Source organism: Bradyrhizobium rifense, from assembly GCF_008123425.1.
Taxonomy (GTDB): Bacteria; Pseudomonadota; Alphaproteobacteria; order Rhizobiales; family Xanthobacteraceae; genus Bradyrhizobium; species Bradyrhizobium rifense.
The window spans coordinates 15414-30927 of record NZ_VSSS01000007.1 but is presented as its reverse complement, the minus strand read 5'-3'; the positions used below and the strand labels follow the sequence as shown (position 1 = coordinate 30927).

At 64.8% G+C, this 15514-nt stretch carries 17 protein-coding genes; 7 read left to right on the top strand and 10 right to left on the bottom strand.

The window, feature by feature from the left end:
* Positions 1-121: 121 nt before the first annotated feature.
* Together FXB40_RS02570 and FXB40_RS47610 are read left to right on the top strand one after the other, a co-directional pair.
* Positions 122-355, top strand: coding sequence for a hypothetical protein (locus FXB40_RS02570; RefSeq protein WP_148770653.1), 234 nt, complete (start codon positions 122-124; stop codon positions 353-355).
* 844 nt (positions 356-1199) lie between these two features.
* A complete protein-coding gene (locus tag FXB40_RS47610; protein WP_187436630.1) occupies positions 1200-1376 on the top strand; it encodes a hypothetical protein in 177 nt (58 codons plus the stop codon).
* Positions 1377-1684: 308 nt separating this feature from the next.
* On the opposite strand, the gene FXB40_RS02565 is transcribed toward FXB40_RS47610, so the two are convergent.
* The 3 genes from FXB40_RS02565 to FXB40_RS02555 form a co-directional block, all read right to left on the bottom strand.
* Positions 1685-2509 carry a hypothetical protein gene (locus FXB40_RS02565; RefSeq protein WP_148770652.1) on the bottom strand — a complete coding sequence of 275 codons (825 nt, stop codon included), beginning with the start codon at positions 2507-2509 and terminating at the stop codon, positions 1685-1687.
* 184 nt (positions 2510-2693) lie between these two features.
* Entirely contained in the window at positions 2694-2918 is a 225-nt protein-coding gene (locus tag FXB40_RS02560) for a hypothetical protein (RefSeq protein ID WP_148770651.1), read from the bottom strand.
* 75 nt (positions 2919-2993) lie between these two features.
* Positions 2994-3230 (bottom strand): hypothetical protein, encoded by a 237-nt coding sequence (locus FXB40_RS02555; protein ID WP_148770650.1) that lies wholly within the window; start codon positions 3228-3230, stop codon positions 2994-2996.
* 263 nt (positions 3231-3493) lie between these two features.
* Here FXB40_RS02555 and FXB40_RS02550 point away from each other — a divergent pair, with 263 nt between their 5' ends.
* Entirely contained in the window at positions 3494-3841 is a 348-nt protein-coding gene (locus FXB40_RS02550; protein ID WP_148770649.1) for a DUF6481 family protein, read from the top strand.
* 168 nt (positions 3842-4009) lie between these two features.
* On the opposite strand, the gene FXB40_RS02545 is transcribed toward FXB40_RS02550, so the two are convergent.
* Entirely contained in the window at positions 4010-4249 is a 240-nt protein-coding gene (locus FXB40_RS02545; protein WP_148770648.1) for a pentapeptide MXKDX repeat protein, read from the bottom strand.
* 343 nt (positions 4250-4592) lie between these two features.
* Between FXB40_RS02545 and FXB40_RS02540 the strand changes: the two genes are divergently transcribed.
* The 3 genes from FXB40_RS02540 to FXB40_RS02530 are packed head-to-tail and all read left to right on the top strand — an operon-like array spanning position 4593 to position 7521.
* Positions 4593-5615, top strand: coding sequence for a TRAP transporter substrate-binding protein (locus FXB40_RS02540; protein ID WP_148770647.1), 1023 nt, complete (start codon positions 4593-4595; stop codon positions 5613-5615).
* Positions 5612-6166 (top strand): TRAP transporter small permease, encoded by a 555-nt coding sequence (locus FXB40_RS02535; RefSeq protein WP_148770646.1) that lies wholly within the window; start codon positions 5612-5614, stop codon positions 6164-6166. Before FXB40_RS02540 ends, FXB40_RS02535 begins: the two co-directional genes overlap by 4 nt.
* Entirely contained in the window at positions 6163-7521 is a 1359-nt protein-coding gene (locus FXB40_RS02530; RefSeq protein ID WP_148770645.1) for a TRAP transporter large permease, read from the top strand. Before FXB40_RS02535 ends, FXB40_RS02530 begins: the two co-directional genes overlap by 4 nt.
* A gap of 113 nt (positions 7522-7634) precedes the next feature.
* Here FXB40_RS02530 and FXB40_RS02525 read toward each other — a convergent pair whose 3' ends face one another.
* The 4 genes from FXB40_RS02525 to FXB40_RS02510 are packed head-to-tail and all read right to left on the bottom strand — an operon-like array spanning position 7635 to position 13327.
* Positions 7635-8546, bottom strand: coding sequence for a hydroxymethylglutaryl-CoA lyase (locus FXB40_RS02525; protein ID WP_148770644.1), 912 nt, complete (start codon positions 8544-8546; stop codon positions 7635-7637).
* Position 8547: 1 nt separating this feature from the next.
* Positions 8548-10551, bottom strand: a complete 2004-nt coding sequence (locus FXB40_RS02520; RefSeq protein WP_187436612.1) for an acetyl/propionyl/methylcrotonyl-CoA carboxylase subunit alpha — start codon at positions 10549-10551, stop codon at positions 8548-8550.
* Between the two features lie 4 nt (positions 10552-10555).
* Positions 10556-12160, bottom strand: coding sequence for a carboxyl transferase domain-containing protein (locus FXB40_RS02515; RefSeq protein ID WP_148770642.1), 1605 nt, complete (start codon positions 12158-12160; stop codon positions 10556-10558).
* A 39-nt stretch (positions 12161-12199) separates the two neighbouring features.
* The gene (locus FXB40_RS02510) at positions 12200-13327 is read right to left on the bottom strand and encodes an isovaleryl-CoA dehydrogenase (protein WP_148770746.1); all 1128 of its coding nucleotides are present in this window, start codon (positions 13325-13327) and stop codon (positions 12200-12202) included.
* Positions 13328-13488: 161 nt separating this feature from the next.
* Here FXB40_RS02510 and FXB40_RS02505 point away from each other — a divergent pair, with 161 nt between their 5' ends.
* Positions 13489-14517, top strand: a complete 1029-nt coding sequence (locus FXB40_RS02505; protein WP_148770641.1) for an AraC family transcriptional regulator — start codon at positions 13489-13491, stop codon at positions 14515-14517.
* 17 nt (positions 14518-14534) lie between these two features.
* On the opposite strand, the gene FXB40_RS02500 is transcribed toward FXB40_RS02505, so the two are convergent.
* Positions 14535-15029, bottom strand: a complete 495-nt coding sequence (locus FXB40_RS02500; RefSeq protein ID WP_148770640.1) for an Lrp/AsnC family transcriptional regulator — start codon at positions 15027-15029, stop codon at positions 14535-14537.
* A gap of 95 nt (positions 15030-15124) precedes the next feature.
* A complete protein-coding gene (locus tag FXB40_RS02495) occupies positions 15125-15430 on the bottom strand; it encodes an ETC complex I subunit (protein ID WP_148770639.1) in 306 nt (101 codons plus the stop codon).
* Positions 15431-15514: the final 84 nt, after the last annotated feature.

Sequence of the window (15514 nt, the reverse complement as noted above, 5' to 3'; positions counted from 1 at the left end):
CCCTCATTGCAAATCTGTCGTCTTTCACGAATGCGTGGGTAACCTTGCCCCGGTCTTTGAACCGTGCGGGTGCGCCCTATGTATCGGCGGCGGGCGACGTGCGCCCGATCAGGGACTGTCGATGCCGCGAGCCGAATTGACGAGAATGGGGATCGCCTGCGCGGTGGCGATTGTTGCGATATCGTTTCTCGCGCTCGACGCAATCGTGGACGTCAACTCCAGCGTGATCACAAAGCGGATCGAGATGGCGCAGGCGTCCATTGCGGATGCCGCCATGAGCCAGCATCAGCTCGCCTCCGCGGTTCAGGCCTGGGCGCGTCGAGGCCACCAGAAGCAGCCATCGGCGGTCGAGTGATTCCAGCTTTGGCCTGAACTTGGGCCCTGAAGGGTCAGCATTCCGTTTGTTCACGGTCCGACTCCGCTCCGTTCCCAAAGCACGAATCGCGACCACAATACGCAGCACCGCGCATGTCTTAACGGCGCGTTTCGCAAATCAAAGCCGACACGCATCGGTCGCGGCGTTCAACAAAATACGACGGCACGCGGAACGAGACTACGACCGCCAAGTTGTCTGCGACGAAACAGAGTGGTGCCGACCTGCCAGCCCCCGGTCGGCTTTGAAGGGCCCCGTGCTTGTCCCCCCGAGCACGGGGCTTTCTCATGACCGGTGCCAAGACCCGAACCAGGCGAACTTGTCTGTCAGACGAAAGTCAGTCCCTTCGCTCGTCGTCACGCCGATCGCGAGCGAGCTGATGCCAGGCCAGAGCCAGCTCGATCAGTCGTTGCCGGTCGGGGCCTTCGGACGCCGCGGCGCGCTTCATCGCCGCCTCGGCTTCATGCTGTGGATCGTACTTGGTACACATGCGGCCAAGTTTAACCGGCAGATATGGACAAGTGCGTGGCAATTTCGTCCGTATGATTGCGGAGGACGAAAGTCGCACCGGCGTACGCGCTTCCGCACGATATTACCGCGATGAATTTGACGTGCGACCGGGCCCCGCGCGATCTCGATTTTCGCCGACGACGTTACGTCAGAAAGCGCGAAACCTGATAGCGCCGGCCTTCGTGTTCTGAGCGCCGCGTGCACAAACCGGTGAGGCCGGCTTTCATTCTGGTGATCTGTGAATTGCATCACAGCCGATTTCCGGCGCGTTCGCTAGACAGTGCCTCACGCGCCGCAAGAACGCGACACGGGAAGGATGGCTGTTCTGCTCATGACACGAAAGGCCGAAGCCGCAGCACGGGCTCACGCATCATCGCGCAAGACCGACCTGTTCGGTCTCTCCCTTCTCGCCGCCATCGTCCTGGTGATGACAGCCTGGATCGGCGGCCTGGTCTGGGCCGCGATGGCGTTCCTGACCTGGCTCGTCTCCTGAGCGCAACGCGATCGCACGCGTTAGAACAGGTAGTGCACCAGTTGCACCGCCTTGATCCCTCCGCAAACGATCATGGCCCATAGCGCCAGGCTGATCTGGATCGCATCCAGCATGTTCCTATCCCCGCGACTCGCGTCTTCGTTTTTTCTTTGATGAAGGCGCGTTGCGGCGGGGAGCGCCAGAGAAAAGTTGGGACAGTTGTTGTGCGTCGCCGCAACGTCGTTAGACCTCGTCTCCACACAGGAGCAAACGCAAATGAGGCGGGCACCGGGCCCGCCTCATTCATGTTGGATTGCGCTTTGAGAAGTTCAGTAGCAGGCGCGCGGATCGGCCTGCACATACTGGCCGCTCGGATAGCGGTAATAGCAAACGCCCTCGGCGACATAGTAGCCTGGGCGCGCGGCAGCCGTCGCACCGGCGATCGCGCCGGTGGCGCCACCGATCACGGCGCCAGCCGCTGCACCCGAAGCGCGCCCGGAAATCAGGCCGCCGAGCACGCCGCCGACGATGGCCCCACCCAGCGCGCTCGCACCGGGGTCGGGGGCCGGAGGTGGTGGAGGCGGCGGTTCATAGGCGACCGGCGGACCCGGCGGCGCGTAGGCCACGGGCACATCGTCGGCAAAGTCCTCTGAGATGTAGGCGGGTGGCCCGTCCATCCGCTGCGGATAATAGTACCAGACGCCGCCGACATCCCACCACCAGCCGGAGCGGCCGTTGTGGACCTCGTGGCGCCAGCGTCCGCCGTCCCAGGCAAGATTGCCGCGATAGCCGTGTCCGCCCCAGTCGCGCGCCGGTGCGGGACCGCGTGCCATGTAGCGACCGGGTCCCGGCGGCGGGCCACCGGCATTACGCGGTCCGGGGCCATGCGGTCCGGGACCTGCTCCTGGAGCTCCTCCAGGACCTGGGCCCACGTGGGCCTGGCCGCCAGGCTGAGGCCCGGGGTGTACGGCCTGCTGCGGCGAAGGACCCTTGCGCATGTTCTGATTGGCCGGGGGTGGGCTACCTGCGCCCTGCCCTGGCGGCTGGCCGACGCCCTTCGGCGGCCCTGCCTCCTGCGCTTGCGCGGACACCGCCAGCAACGACATGGCCGAAACCATGGGAATGATGAACTTCATGCGGCTGGACGCACTCATGCGTGCTTACCCCCTCAACTTTCGCAATTGCCGTAGTCCACGCGCGATAGACGATTCGGGTCGCGCCTGGGTGATGCCGACCGACATGACTGACCTGCCAAACTGGCCCGGCCAATCGGCTATGTCCCGTTACAAATGATTCAGATCACGGCAATTTTTCGTCCCGACACATTGCAGAAAGTGTCTAGCGGGCCGGCTCGATCACATTGCAATTGCTGCGCCCCGACATCAGGCAATCCTGCAGCTTGCTGGCCGCGGTGAGGTCGCGGGCGAGCCACAGGCCGACACCAAGGATGACAGCGGCGATGATCAGACCCGCGATCGCGCCGCGGCGGCTGTCGCCGGATTGGGACTTTGGCGAGGAGTTGGGCTTCTTGGTGGGGTCAGGCTTGGACTTAGGTTCGGACATGGGGACCCTGTCGCTCGGTGAGGCCCTTTATCACCTCTGCGACGTCGCGTCACATCCCACTCAGCGCCTGGCCGCTCAGCCCCTGGTCGACCTCAGCGCCTCCTTGCGCGAGGTCTCGACCGCCGGGACCGCCTGCTGCACGCGCGGCGCGCAGCTTGTCAGGATGAACGCGGTCTGGGTGCACTCCCATGCCGCCCCCAGAACAGCGCTCTCGATGGGCTGTGGGCGGGCGGCCAGCAACACCGCGCCCGCGACCGCCACTGCTGCGATTGTCACTGCAAGGGCTTTCAGGCTCAGCCGGAAATAGATCATGCCCGTGCTCCGTCTCGTATTGGGGCGGACGCTAGGCGCCGCCGCTGGGTGCCCTTTATGAAGGGCATCACAATTCGGCAGTTTTTCCGGGCTACGAAGGATCGACTGGGTAAGTGATTTTCGTTGACCTGATCGGCTGCGATTATGGGTGGCGTTGCGGCGCGCGTGCATGTACACGCATCTGCGTCGCGTGGTGCCTGCTATGCCCAGCCGACGTACCAACAGTCACCGATGTAGGATTGAAAGCGAGGAAGGCAAGGCCCGTGAGTGGATTTAGGGAACCCGGGTTTTCAGACCGGCAAAAGGCGGCGCAGGAAGCGCGCAAAAATCTTTTGAACAAGTTCAAATCGCAGCCCGGGCCTGATGATCCCGCGGTGTTGGCGAAGCGTGCCGAGCGCGAGGCTCTTGCAGCCAAGCGCGCCGAGGCAAAGGCTACGCGCGAGGCAGAAAAGGCCGAGCAGAAGCGTCGCGAGGAAGAGACCGCAGCGCTCGAAGCCGCTCGGATCGCGCGTGAGGCCGAGGAAGCCGCTGCCAAGGCAGCCGAGCTCGAGGCCGAGCAAAAGGCCAAGCGCGACGCCCGTTACGCCGCCCGCAAGGCCAAGCGGAAGTGACCTTCAACAAAATTTGACCTGAAGCGCACGTGCTTCAGGTCAAATCCTGACGGTACGGACCAGCTGCGTCCGCGCGAACGCGCGCGTACGATGACAGGCCTTCGACCGAAACCGGATGAGCGCATGCCGGGCTCGCCCCGTCGAGGCGCCCGGCACGACGGCATGAGATCAGTTCTTCTTCATGCCGTCGTCTTTCTTCATGCCATCCTTCGACATCGTGTCCTTCTTCATGCCGTCGTCCTTGGACATGGTGTCCTTCTTCATGCCGTCCTTGGACATCGTGTCCTTCTTCATCATGCCGTCGTCCTTGCCCATCTTGTCCTGGGCGAAAGCGGCCGGCGACAGCGCCAGGCCAAGCGAGAGAGCGGCGGCCGTGACGCCGAACACGATGCGGGTGCGAATGGTCATGAGAGATAATCCCTTCGAGATGGTGTTTGTCAGCGACTTGTGCCGCTACACAATCTCGACGGATCGACGCGCATGCTTGTTACGCGACGTTGCTATTTTTTCGTATGTCATCGGTCGCCCCCGCGTGATCGTCGCCTGAGGCACAGCATTAACAATGGGAACCGTGAGGCCCGGCGTGTGCAGCGCAGCAAGGCCAACACTTGCCGCGGCATTCGGTCTCGAACTATCAGATGAGAGAAGTTCGGGTCAAAGACCGGCTAGGATGGGCCTTCGCGCCGGTCTCATGACCGCCCAGATCACGTCAAACAAGAGCCGTTCAAAGAACCGTCCAAGGGGATACTCCATGTTCACGCGTCGAAACCTGCTCGCGACCGCCGTCGCAGCACCCGCCATTCTTCGCTTCGGCGTTGGTACCGCGCATGCCGCGACCACGCTGAAGATCTCGCACCAATTCCCGGGCGGCACCATCGACAAGGGTGATTTCCGCGATCGGCTCTGCCGCATGTTCGCCGCCGAAGTGGCGAAGCGCAGCAATGGCGACATCGCTGCTGAAATCTATCCGAACTCCTCGCTGATCAAGACCAACGCCCAGTTCTCCGCGATGCGCAAGGGCGCGCTCGACATCAGTCTCTATCCGATGCCGTATGCCGGCGGCGAATTGCCGGAGACCAATATCGGCCTGATGCCGGGTCTCGTCACCACCTACGACCAGGGCATGCGCTGGAAGAAGGAGCCGGTCGGCAAGGCGCTCACCGATTTCCTCGCCGACAAGGGCATCATCCTCCTGAGCTGGGTCTGGCAGGCCGGCGGCGTCGCCAGCCGCTCCAAGGCGATCGTGTCGCCCGAAGATGCCAAGGGCATGAAGGTGCGCGGCGGCTCGCGCGAGATGGACATGGTGCTGCAGACCGCCGGCGCCTCGGTGCTGTCGGTGCCCTCGAACGAACTCTACGCGGCGATGCAGACCGGCGCCTGCGATGCCGGCATCACCTCCTCCACCAGCCTGATCTCGTTCCGCCTCGAAGAGGTCGCGAAGGCGCTGACCTCGGGCGCGGGCGCCTCCTACTGGTTCATGCTGGAGCCGCTGATGATGTCGAAGTCGATCTTCGACAAGCTGCCGAAGAACCAGCAGGACGTCCTGCTCGCGGTCGGCACCGAGCTCGAGACCTTCGGCCGCAAGGGCGCGCAGGATGACGACGTCGAGGTCGCAAAGGTCTACGAGAAGGCCGGCGCAAAGGTCTCGGTGCTCGATGCCGCGACGGTCGGCAAGTGGCGCGACATCGCCCGCGACACCGCGTGGAAAGACTACGGCGCCAAGACCGCGACCGCGGCCAACCTGCTCAAGCTCGCCTCCGACGTCGCGGCATGAGCCACGGTCCGCTGAGGGATCGTGACGACACGGCGAATGCTGCCGCAAGGACCGGACTTGCGGCAGCACTCGATCGCGGCCTCGCCATCCTCAACCGCATCATCGTCGCGTTCGCGGCACTGGCGCTGGTCGCCGCCTGCGCCATCCTGAGCTACAGCGTGCTGAGCCGCGCGCTGTTCAAGGCCGCCAATTACTGGCAGGACGAGGCCGCCGTGTTCCTGCTGGTCGGCGCCACCTTCATGACGGCGGCCTATGTGCAGCAGAACCGCGGCCACATCGGCATCGAGGCCTTTGTCGGCCTGCTGTCGCCGCTCGCGAACAGGATCCGGCTCTGGATCGTCGACGCCGTGACGTTCCTGTTCTGCACCTTCTTCGCCTGGAAGTCGTGGACGCTGGCCCATGAGGCCTATGTCGACGGTCAGGTCTCGAACTCGATGTGGTCGCCGCCGCTCGCGATTCCCTATTCACTGATGGCGCTTGGCATGAGCCTGCTCTGCGTCCAGATCCTCGTGCAGCTGGCGCTGCCGTTCGCGGGAGCCAAGCGTCCATGAGCGTTTTCGGTATCGGTATCGCTTACGGGGTCGCGACGCTGCTCGTGATGTTTTCGGGCATGCCGATTGCTTTTGCCCTTGGCGCCGTCGCGGTCGTGTTCATGGGCATCTACATGCCCGCGGCATCGCTCGATACCGTGACGCAGAATGTCTACGAGGAGATGGCCTCGATCACGCTGCTGTCGATCCCGCTCTTCATCCTGAAGGGCGCGGCGATCGGCAAGTCGCGGGCCGGCCAGGATCTCTATTCGGCGCTGCACGCCTGGCTGCATCGCGTGCCCGGTGGCCTCGGCGTCGCCAACGTCTTCGCCTGCGCGCTGTTTGCGGCGATGGCGGGCTCCTCACCCGCGACCTGCTCGGCGATCGGCTCGGCCGGTATTCCCGAGATGCGCAAGCGCGGCTATTCCGGCGGCTTCGCCGCCGGCATCATCGCCGCCGGCGGCACGCTCGGCATCCTGCTGCCGCCGTCGATCACCATGATCCTGTTCGCGGTCGCCGCGGAAAAGTCGCTGGGACGGCTGTTTCTCGCCGGAATCGGCCCCGGCCTGCTGCTGGTCTCGCTGTTCGGCTTCTATGCCGTGATCCGCTTCCGCCAGGAATATGCCGCGGCCGAGGCCGCCTATAAGAACGGCGGCCCGGAAGCGGCGATCCTCGCCCGCGACGAATATACGCTCGCCGAGCGCTTCAGCGTGCTGCCGAGGGTGCTCCCCTTCGTCCTGCTGCTCACCGGCGTCATGGCCGCGCTCTATGGCGGCTATGCCACGCCGTCGGAAACGGCCGGCCTTGGCGGCCTGCTGGCGCTGGCGCTGATCGCCGCGATCTACGGCGTCTGGCGGCCGGAAGATCTCGGCCCGATCATGAAGTCGACGATCCGGGAATCGACGATGCTGATGATGATCATCGGCATGTCGCTGCTCTATTCCTATGTGATGAGCTATCTCCACATCTCGCAATCGGCGGCCGAATCTGTCGTCGCGATGCATCTGCCGCGCTGGGGGCTGCTGTTTGCGATCCTCGTCATGGTGGTCGTGCTCGGCTTCTTCCTGCCGCCGGTCTCGATCATTCTCATGACCGCGCCGATCATCCTGCCACCGCTACGTGCGGCCAATTTCGACATCATCTGGTTCGGCGTGGTCATGACCATTGTGATGGAGATGGGGCTGATCCATCCGCCCGTCGGCCTCAACATCTTCGTCATCCGCAACGTCGCGCCGGACATTTCGCTGAGCGAAGTGATCTGGGGCACGCTGCCCTTCGTGCTGCTGATGATGGGTGCCGTGCTGCTGCTTTGCCTCGTGCCGGAGATCTCGACCTGGCTGCCGGATCTGGTGATGGGGCCGGACGGGAGCAGGTAGGCACACTGCCGTACGGTGGGCAAAGGCGCTTAGCGCCGTGCCCACCATCTCTCAACGATCGCACCCCTGAATGGTGGGCACGGCGCGACGCGCCTTTGGCCACCCTACGAGACCTACGAACTGGCCCGCTTCTTCTTCGCATTCAGCGCTGTCGCGACGCGGCTCACCGGCGGTTTGCCAAGTACTCCGCTCATCTCGTTCGTCGCCGCCAGCAGCTTCTCCATATCCACCCCCGTCCTGATCCCCATGCCCTCGAGCATGTAGACGACATCCTCGGTCGCGACATTGCCCGTGGCACCTGGCGCATAGGGGCAACCGCCGAGGCCGCCCGCGGCGGCATCGATCACGCGGACGCCCTCCTCCAGGCCGGCGTAGAGATTGGCGAGCGCCTGGCCATAGGTGTCGTGGAAATGCATCGCGAGGTTCGCGGCGGGAATCTCGGCGGCCACCGCGCGCAGCATCTCCTTGGCCTTGTCAGGCGTGCCGACGCCGATGGTGTCGCCGAGCGAGATTTCGTAGCAGCCGAGCTCCCACAGCGTGGTCGCAAGATCGGCAACCGCCTTCGGCTTGATCTCGCCGTCGAAGGGACAACCGAGCACGCAGGAGATATAACCGCGCACCTTGACGCCATCGGCCCTGGCGCGCGCCAGCACCGGCTTGAACCGCTCGATGGACTCCGCGACCGTGCAGTTGATGTTGGCGCGCGAAAAGCCTTCGGAGGCTGCCGCGAACACCGAGACCACGTTTGCGCCGGCGGCGCGCGCGGCGTGATAGCCCTTTTCGTTCGGCACCAGCACGTGGAATTCGGCGTTCTTCACGTGGCTAACGCCGCGCAGCACGGCATCCGAGCTCGTCATCTGCGGAATCGCCTTGGGTGAGACGAAGGCGCCGACCTCGACCGTATCGAGACCGGCTCCAACCAGCGCCTCGATGAAGGCAATGCGGGCCTCGACGCTGACGGGCGTCTTCTCGTTCTGGAGGCCGTCGCGCGGCCCCATCTCGATGATGCGGACGGGATCGCTCATGTCACTCCCCGGAAGCCTCGACCACGGCGAGCTCGACGCCCTCCTGGACGATGTCGCCGACCTTGCATTTGATCGACTTCAGCACGCCGGCATAGGGCGCGCGCAGCGTCTGCTCCATTTTCATGACCTCCAGTGTCAGGATCGGCGCGCCCTTCTCGAGCTTCGCCCCCTCCTCGGCCAGCACGGCAACGACCGTGCCCGGCAACGGGGCTGCGATCTTGTCCGCGCCGGCCTGTTCCTCGGTCTCGCCGCCGAACGGATCGACCCAGTGCAGGTCGAAGCGTCCATTGCGCGTGCGCAAGTACAGCTCGTGGCCGTCGATCACGGCCGCGACGGAGGATTTCACACCGTCGAGCGTCAGGTCGAAGCCGCCATCCTTCCGCGCAACCGTGAACGCCAGCTCGCGCTCGCCGATCACCAGCGTTGACGGTCCGCTTCCGTAATTCAACGTCACTTTCAGCTCGGGCCCGTGGCCGACGCGGAAGGCAAAGCTGCGCTGGCGACGGCCGAGGGGCATCCAGCCAAAGGTCTGCCACGGCGATTTCGCCTCCCCTTGCGCGACCTGCCGCTCGTCATTGACGATCGCGGCGACTGCAGCGCACAGCTCCAACTCACCGGGCGCCGGCGCTCCCGAGGTCAGGGCTGCCAGCTCGCGCTCGATGAAGCCGGTGTCGATCGCATTCGCCCGCACCTTCGGGTGCGTGATCAGCGCCGACAGGAACGGAATGTTGGTGACGATGCCACGGACGTCCGAATCTTCCAGCCCACGGTTGAGCCGGTCGATCGCAACATCGCGCGTTGGCGCCCACGCGATCATCTTAGCGAGCATGGCGTCATAGTACGGCGAGACCGTATCGCCCTCTCGATAGCCGGCGTCGATGCGCAAGCCACCGGTCTCCGCAGGCAGCCGCCAGGTCGAGATCTTGCCGACCGAGGGCATGAAGTTCTTGGTCGGGTTTTCCGCGTAAACGCGGGCCTCGACGGCGTGGCCGTTGAGCTTGATCTCGTCCTGCTTCAGCGGCAGCGCCTCGCCGAAGGCGACGCGCAGCTGCCACTCCACGAGGTCGATCCCGGTGATCAGCTCCGTCACGGGATGCTCGACCTGGAGACGCGTGTTCATCTCGATGAAGAACACGTCCTTGCCGTCGGAGACGAACTCGATGGTGCCGGCGCCGACATAGTTCACCGCGCCCGCCGCTTTTCGCGCGGCGGCACAAACAGTCTCGCGCTGGGCGGCATTGAGGGTCGGCGACGGCGCCTCCTCGATCACCTTCTGGTGGCGGCGCTGCAAGGTGCATTCGCGTTCGAACAGCGACAGCAGATTGCCGTGGCTGTCGCCGATGATCTGCACCTCGATATGCCTGGGATTGTCGACATATTTTTCGATCAGCATGCGATCGTCGCCGAACGCGGCCTTGGCTTCGCGCTTGGCGCTGACAATCGCGGGCGCAAGCTCGGCCGCCGAGCGGACGATGCGCATGCCGCGGCCGCCGCCGCCGGCCGAGGCCTTCACCAGGATGGGGAAGCCGATCTTGTCCGCAGCCTTCGACAGCGTGGCGTCATCCTGGGCCTCGCCGTGATAGCCGGGCACCAGCGGCACGCCGGCCTTCTCCATCAGCGCTTTCGAGCCGGACTTCGAGCCCATCGCGGTCATCATCTCGGCGGTCGGGCCGACGAAGACGAGGCCGGCATCGAGGCAGGCCTGTGCGAATTCGGCGTTCTCGGACAGGAAGCCGTAGCCGGGATGGACGGCCTCCGCCCCGGTCTTGCGCGCAGCCTCGATCAGCCGCTCCACATTGAGATAGCTGTCGCGGGCCCGCGCAGGCCCGAGCAGCACGGCTTCGTCGGCGAGCGCGACATGCATCGCGTCGCGGTCGGCCTCGGAATAGACCGCGACGGTGCGCAAGCCCATGGCGCGGGCGGTGCGGATGACGCGGCAGGCGATCTCGCCGCGGTTGGCGATCAGGAGCGTGCGAAAACGGCGGTAGAGCTTTGAGCGGTCCATCGCATCACATCCTGAACAGGCCGAATTTCGTAGGTTCAATGGGCGCATTCGACGCCGCTGAGAGGCCGAGGCCAAGCACGAGCCGCGTGTCGGCCGGGTCGATCACGCCGTCGTCCCAAAGACGCGCGGTCGCGTAATATGGATGCCCCTGGCTCTCATATTGCGCGCGGATCGGCTCGCGGAATTTGTCTTCCGCTTCCTTCGACCAGCTATCGCCCTTGGCCTCGATGTTGTCGCGGCGGACCTGACTCAGCACCATCGAGGCCTGCTCGCCGCCCATCACCGAGATGCGCGCATTCGGCCACATCCAGAGGAAGCGCGGCGCGTAGGCACGGCCGCACATGCCGTAATTGCCGGCGCCGTAGGAGCCGCCGATCACGACGGTGAATTTCGGCACCGAGGCGGTCGCCACAGCCGTCACGAGTTTCGCACCATCGCGCGCGATGCCGCCGGCCTCATATTTCTTGCCGACCATGAAGCCGGTGATGTTCTGCAGGAACACCAGGGGTATGCCGCGCTGGCAGCACAGCTCGATGAAATGGGCGCCCTTCAGCGAACTCTCGCTGAACAGGATGCCGTTGTTGGCGATGATGCCAACGGGATAGCCCCAGATGTGCGCGAAGCCGCACACCAGCGTCGTGCCGTAAAGCTTCTTGAACTCGTCGAATTCGGAACCATCAACCACGCGCGCGATGATGTCGCGTACGTCGAACGGCTTGCGGCCGTCGACCGGCACCACCCCGTAGATCTCCTCCGCAGCGAACAACGGATCGCGCGGCGGATGCATGTTAAGGTTCGGCCGCGTCGATGGTTTCAGCGTACCGACGATGCGGCGGGCGATGCCGATCGCGTGCGCATCGTTCTGGGCGTAGTGATCGGTCACACCCGACTGCCGCGAGTGCACGTCGGCGCCGCCGAGCTCTTCCGCGGTCACCACCTCACCGGTCGCGGCCTTCACCAGCGGCGGGCCGCCGAGGAAGATGGTGCCTTGATTGCGCACGATGATGCTCTCGTCCGACATCGCCGGCACATAGGCGCCGCCGGCGGTGCAGGAACCCATCACGATCGCGATCTGTGGGATGCCAGCTGAGGACATCTGCGCCTGGTTGTAGAAGATGCGGCCAAAATGCCGTTCGTCCGGAAAGATCTCGTCCTGCAGCGGCAGGAAGGCGCCGCCGGAATCGACCATGTAGACGCAGGGCAAATTGTTCTGCCGCGCGATGTCCTGCGCGCGCAGATGCTTCTTCACGGTCATCGGATAATAGGTGCCACCCTTGATGGTGGCATCGTTGGCGACGATCACGCATTCGCGGCCCGAGATGCGTCCCACGCCGGTGACGATGCTCGCCGAATGCACGTCGCCGCCATAGAGGCCGTGGGCCGCCAGCGGCGACAGCTCCAGGAACGAGGTCCCGGGATCGACCAGAAGATCGACGCGTTCCCGCGCCAGCATCTTGCCGCGCGACGTGTGGCGATCTCGCGAAGCCTCGCCGCCGCCGCCGGCAACCTGGCTGAGCTTTTCACGCAAATCGGCGACGAGCGCGCGCATGGCGTCGGAGTTGCGCGCAAAATCAGATGAAGATGGATCGATGCTGGAATGGAGCGGCATGTGGTCCCGCGTTTCCTATGACGTGGTTGCGTGGAGGATTTAGGCCGTTTCCGCCATCAGCTCGCGGCCGATCAGCATGCGGCGCACTTCGGACGTGCCCGCGCCGATCTCGTAGAGCTTGGCATCGCGCCAGAGCCGGCCGACCGGAAACTCGGATGTGTAGCCGACGCCGCCCAGCGCCTGGATCGCCTCGCCCGCCATCCACGTCGCCTTCTCGGCGGAATAGAGGATCGCGGCCGCGGCGTCCTTGCGCAAGCTGCGCGCGTGATTGGCGCGGTCGCAGGCCTTTCCCACGGCGTAGACATAGGCGCGCGTGGCCTGCCAGGTCGAATACATGTCGGCGAGCTTGCCCTGCATCAGCTGGAAATCGCCGATCGGCTGGCCGAACTGTTTTCGTTCATGCATGTAGGGCACCACCGCGTCCATGCAGGCCGCCATGATCCCGAGCGGGCCGCCGGAGAGCACCGCGCGCTCATAGTCGAGGCCTGACATCAGCACCTTGACGCCCTCGCCCACGCCGGCGAGCACGTTCTCCTCAGGCACCTCGCAGTCGTCGAAGAACAGCGGATAGGTATTGGAGCCGCGCATGCCGAGCTTGTCCAGATGCTGGCCGTGGGTGAAACCCTTGAAGCCTTTCTCGATCAGGAAGGCGGTCATGCCACGCGGGCCGGCGTCCGGATCGGTCTTGGCGTAGACGACCAGTACGTCGGCATCGCCGCCGCTGGTGATCCACATCTTAGAGCCGTTGAGGACGTAGCGGTCGCCGCGCTTGTCGGCTCGCAACTTCATCGAGACCACGTCCGATCCGGCACCGGACTCGGACATCGCGAGCGCGCCGATATGCTCGCCTGAGATCAACTTCGGCAGATAGCGCTGCCGCTGCGCGTCATTGCCATTGCGGCGGATCTGGTTGACACAGAGGTTGGAGTGCGCGCCGTAGGACAGCCCGACCGCGGCCGAGCCGCGCGAAATCTCCTCCATGGCGACGATATGGGCGAGATAGCCCATGTTGGAGCCGCCGTATTGCTCCGGCGCGGTCATGCCGAGCAGGCCGAGATCGCCAAAGCGCTTCCAGAGATCGGCCGGGAACAGGTTTGCTTTTTCGATCTCCGCCGCGCGCGGCGCCACCTCCGCCTCGACAAAGGCGCGCACGGTGTCGCGCAGCATGCTGATGTCCTCGCCCAGATCGAAGTCGATGCTCGGGATGTTCAAGGCGATTCCCTCCGGATTTCTTATCGGCCCCGAACCTACCCTCGCCCGGGCGCCGTGGCGGTCGAAAAGGTTGCATTTTCCGCCAAGTTTGGCGAGGATTTTCCAAAGGACTCCCGATGCCCTTTCAGGCCGCAACCGCGACGCCCCGCCGCGCCATGACCCCCGCCGCCTTTGTCCGCGGCGTGGTCGCGGCCTATGCCCGCTATGGGCGGGATCCGGCCGAGGCCCTGAGCAAGGGGCAGGTCCTGTCCGACCTCATCGGATCGACCGACGGGCGGGTCACCGCGGCGCAATTCGAGGCGTTGGCGGGCCACGCCATGCGCGAGCTCGACGACGAGGCGCTCGGCTGGTTCTCGCGGAAGCTGCCTTGGGGCACTTACGGCATGCTGTGCCGCGCTTCGATCACCGCGCCCACTCTCGAGGTCGCGCTGAAGCGGTGGTGCCGGCATCATCGCCTGCTGACAGAGGACGTGCTGTTCGAACTTGCGGTCAGCGGCGAGACCGCGACCATTTCCCTTCGCGAGCAGCGCGATCTCGGACCCTTGCGCGAATTCTGCCTCGTCACCCTGCTCCGCTATGTGCTCGGCTTCTCCTGCTGGGCGGTGGATTCCGCGATCGCGCTGCGTGCGGCGGAGTTTCCCTATTCCGAGCCCGGACACGTCTCGGTCTATCCGACCATCTTCTGCAAACAATTCCGCTTCGATGCTGACGGTGCCCGCATCGTCTTCGACAAGCATTATCTCTCGCTGCCGCTAACCCGCAGCGCCGCCGACCTCGACAGCATGCTCAAGGGCGCGCTGCGGCTGACCGTGCTGCCCTATCGCCGCGACCGTTTGCTGGTCGAGCGTGTCAGGCGCGTGCTCCGCGCGGCGCGCGGACGCATTCTCGGCGCGGAGGATGTCGCAAGCGAGCTCGCGCTCTCCACCCGCACCATGCACAGGCGGCTCCGCGAGGAAGCCACCTCGCTGCGCGACCTCAAGGAGGAAGCCAAGCTCGAGCTCGCCAAGCAGGAGCTGATGCGCGGCCGCACGCCGATCAAGCGGATCGCGGAGATCGCCGGTTTCCGCAACGAAAAGAGTTTTTCGCGGGCTTTCCGCAGCTGGACCGGCGCCTCGCCGCGCGAATTTCGCGGCCGGTATCGCTGAAGGGCGCAGTCGCCGTCCTATCCTGCCGGCACCGCAGCCGCGATCTCCTGCAGCGGCAGCGGCACGTCCTTCGCGACACCCAGCACCGGAAAGCTGCGCACGTTCTTCACGTTCGGCATGGCGGCAAAATGCAGCAGCTGCTGGCGCATGCTCTCGACGCTCGGCGCGACGCATTTCAGGAGATAGTCGGTTTCGCCCGAAATGCGCCAGCACTGCTGGATGCGCGGGATCGCAGCGATCGATCCCTCGAACGCCTCCAGCACCGGCTGGGCCTGGCTGCCAAGCTGGATCGAGACGAACGACATCACCTCATAGCCGAGCAATCGCTCGTCGATGACGGCACGCACCGCGCGGATCACGCCGCGGCTGAACAGCGATTTGAGCCGCCGCAGACAGTTCGGCGCAGACACGCCGACGCGCAGCGCCAGTTCGTTATTGCGAACCCGCCCGTCCTGCTGCAGCTCGGATAAGATCTTCAGATCGACGCCGTCGAGCTGGTCACGCCCGGCCATCCCCCCACCTCGTCATGGTCCCCTCACGCGGACCAGCGAAGCATGCGGCGGAATGGGTGCCAAGGGCTCTCCGCGGGGACGGACGACGTTAAGCCTCAGTGCGTCCAGGGCTCGCCGCGACGGAAGGAGAAGTTGTCGGCATACGCGACCTGGCGGTGCAGCGATTCCTTCGGCTCGATCACCTGGTAGGCGATGCCCTTGCGCTCGCAATAGGCGATCGCCTCGTCCTTGGTGTGGAAGTGCAGCGTGATCTGCTGCTTCATGTCGCCGGACGAGGTCCAGCCCATCAGCGGCTCGACCGCACGCGGCTGCTCCGGCTCGTAATCGAGCTGCCATTCCTTGGTCTTGGACCGGCCGGATTGCATCGCGTTCTTGGCGGGCTTGAAAATGCGTGCGGTCATTGGCGGTCCGGCCTCTTGGTCTTTTCGTTCGATTTTAATGCGTCACGGTAGCGATTGGTGGAAACCGCGGGCATAGTATAGAGA

Excerpts from the sequence above, each read along its gene's own strand:
- FXB40_RS02570 (WP_148770653.1), top strand. The coding sequence starts at position 122 with ATGCCGCGAGCCGAATTGACGAGAATGGGGATCGCCTGCGCGGTGGCG.
- FXB40_RS47610 (WP_187436630.1), top strand. The coding sequence starts at position 1,200 with ATGGCTGTTCTGCTCATGACACGAAAGGCCGAAGCCGCAGCACGGGCT.
- FXB40_RS02565 (WP_148770652.1), bottom strand. The coding sequence starts at position 2,509 with ATGAGTGCGTCCAGCCGCATGAAGTTCATCATTCCCATGGTTTCGGCC.
- FXB40_RS02560 (WP_148770651.1), bottom strand. The coding sequence starts at position 2,918 with ATGTCCGAACCTAAGTCCAAGCCTGACCCCACCAAGAAGCCCAACTCC.
- FXB40_RS02555 (WP_148770650.1), bottom strand. The coding sequence starts at position 3,230 with ATGATCTATTTCCGGCTGAGCCTGAAAGCCCTTGCAGTGACAATCGCA.
- FXB40_RS02545 (WP_148770648.1), bottom strand. The coding sequence starts at position 4,249 with ATGACCATTCGCACCCGCATCGTGTTCGGCGTCACGGCCGCCGCTCTC.
- FXB40_RS02540 (WP_148770647.1), top strand. The coding sequence starts at position 4,593 with ATGTTCACGCGTCGAAACCTGCTCGCGACCGCCGTCGCAGCACCCGCC.
- FXB40_RS02535 (WP_148770646.1), top strand. The coding sequence starts at position 5,612 with ATGAGCCACGGTCCGCTGAGGGATCGTGACGACACGGCGAATGCTGCC.
- FXB40_RS02530 (WP_148770645.1), top strand. The coding sequence starts at position 6,163 with ATGAGCGTTTTCGGTATCGGTATCGCTTACGGGGTCGCGACGCTGCTC.
- FXB40_RS02525 (WP_148770644.1), bottom strand. The coding sequence starts at position 8,546 with ATGAGCGATCCCGTCCGCATCATCGAGATGGGGCCGCGCGACGGCCTC.
- FXB40_RS02520 (WP_187436612.1), bottom strand. The coding sequence starts at position 10,551 with ATGGACCGCTCAAAGCTCTACCGCCGTTTTCGCACGCTCCTGATCGCC.
- FXB40_RS02515 (WP_148770642.1), bottom strand. The coding sequence starts at position 12,160 with ATGCCGCTCCATTCCAGCATCGATCCATCTTCATCTGATTTTGCGCGC.
- FXB40_RS02510 (WP_148770746.1), bottom strand. The coding sequence starts at position 13,327 with ATGCTGCGCGACACCGTGCGCGCCTTTGTCGAGGCGGAGGTGGCGCCG.
- FXB40_RS02505 (WP_148770641.1), top strand. The coding sequence starts at position 13,489 with ATGCCCTTTCAGGCCGCAACCGCGACGCCCCGCCGCGCCATGACCCCC.
- FXB40_RS02500 (WP_148770640.1), bottom strand. The coding sequence starts at position 15,029 with ATGGCCGGGCGTGACCAGCTCGACGGCGTCGATCTGAAGATCTTATCC.
- FXB40_RS02495 (WP_148770639.1), bottom strand. The coding sequence starts at position 15,430 with ATGACCGCACGCATTTTCAAGCCCGCCAAGAACGCGATGCAATCCGGC.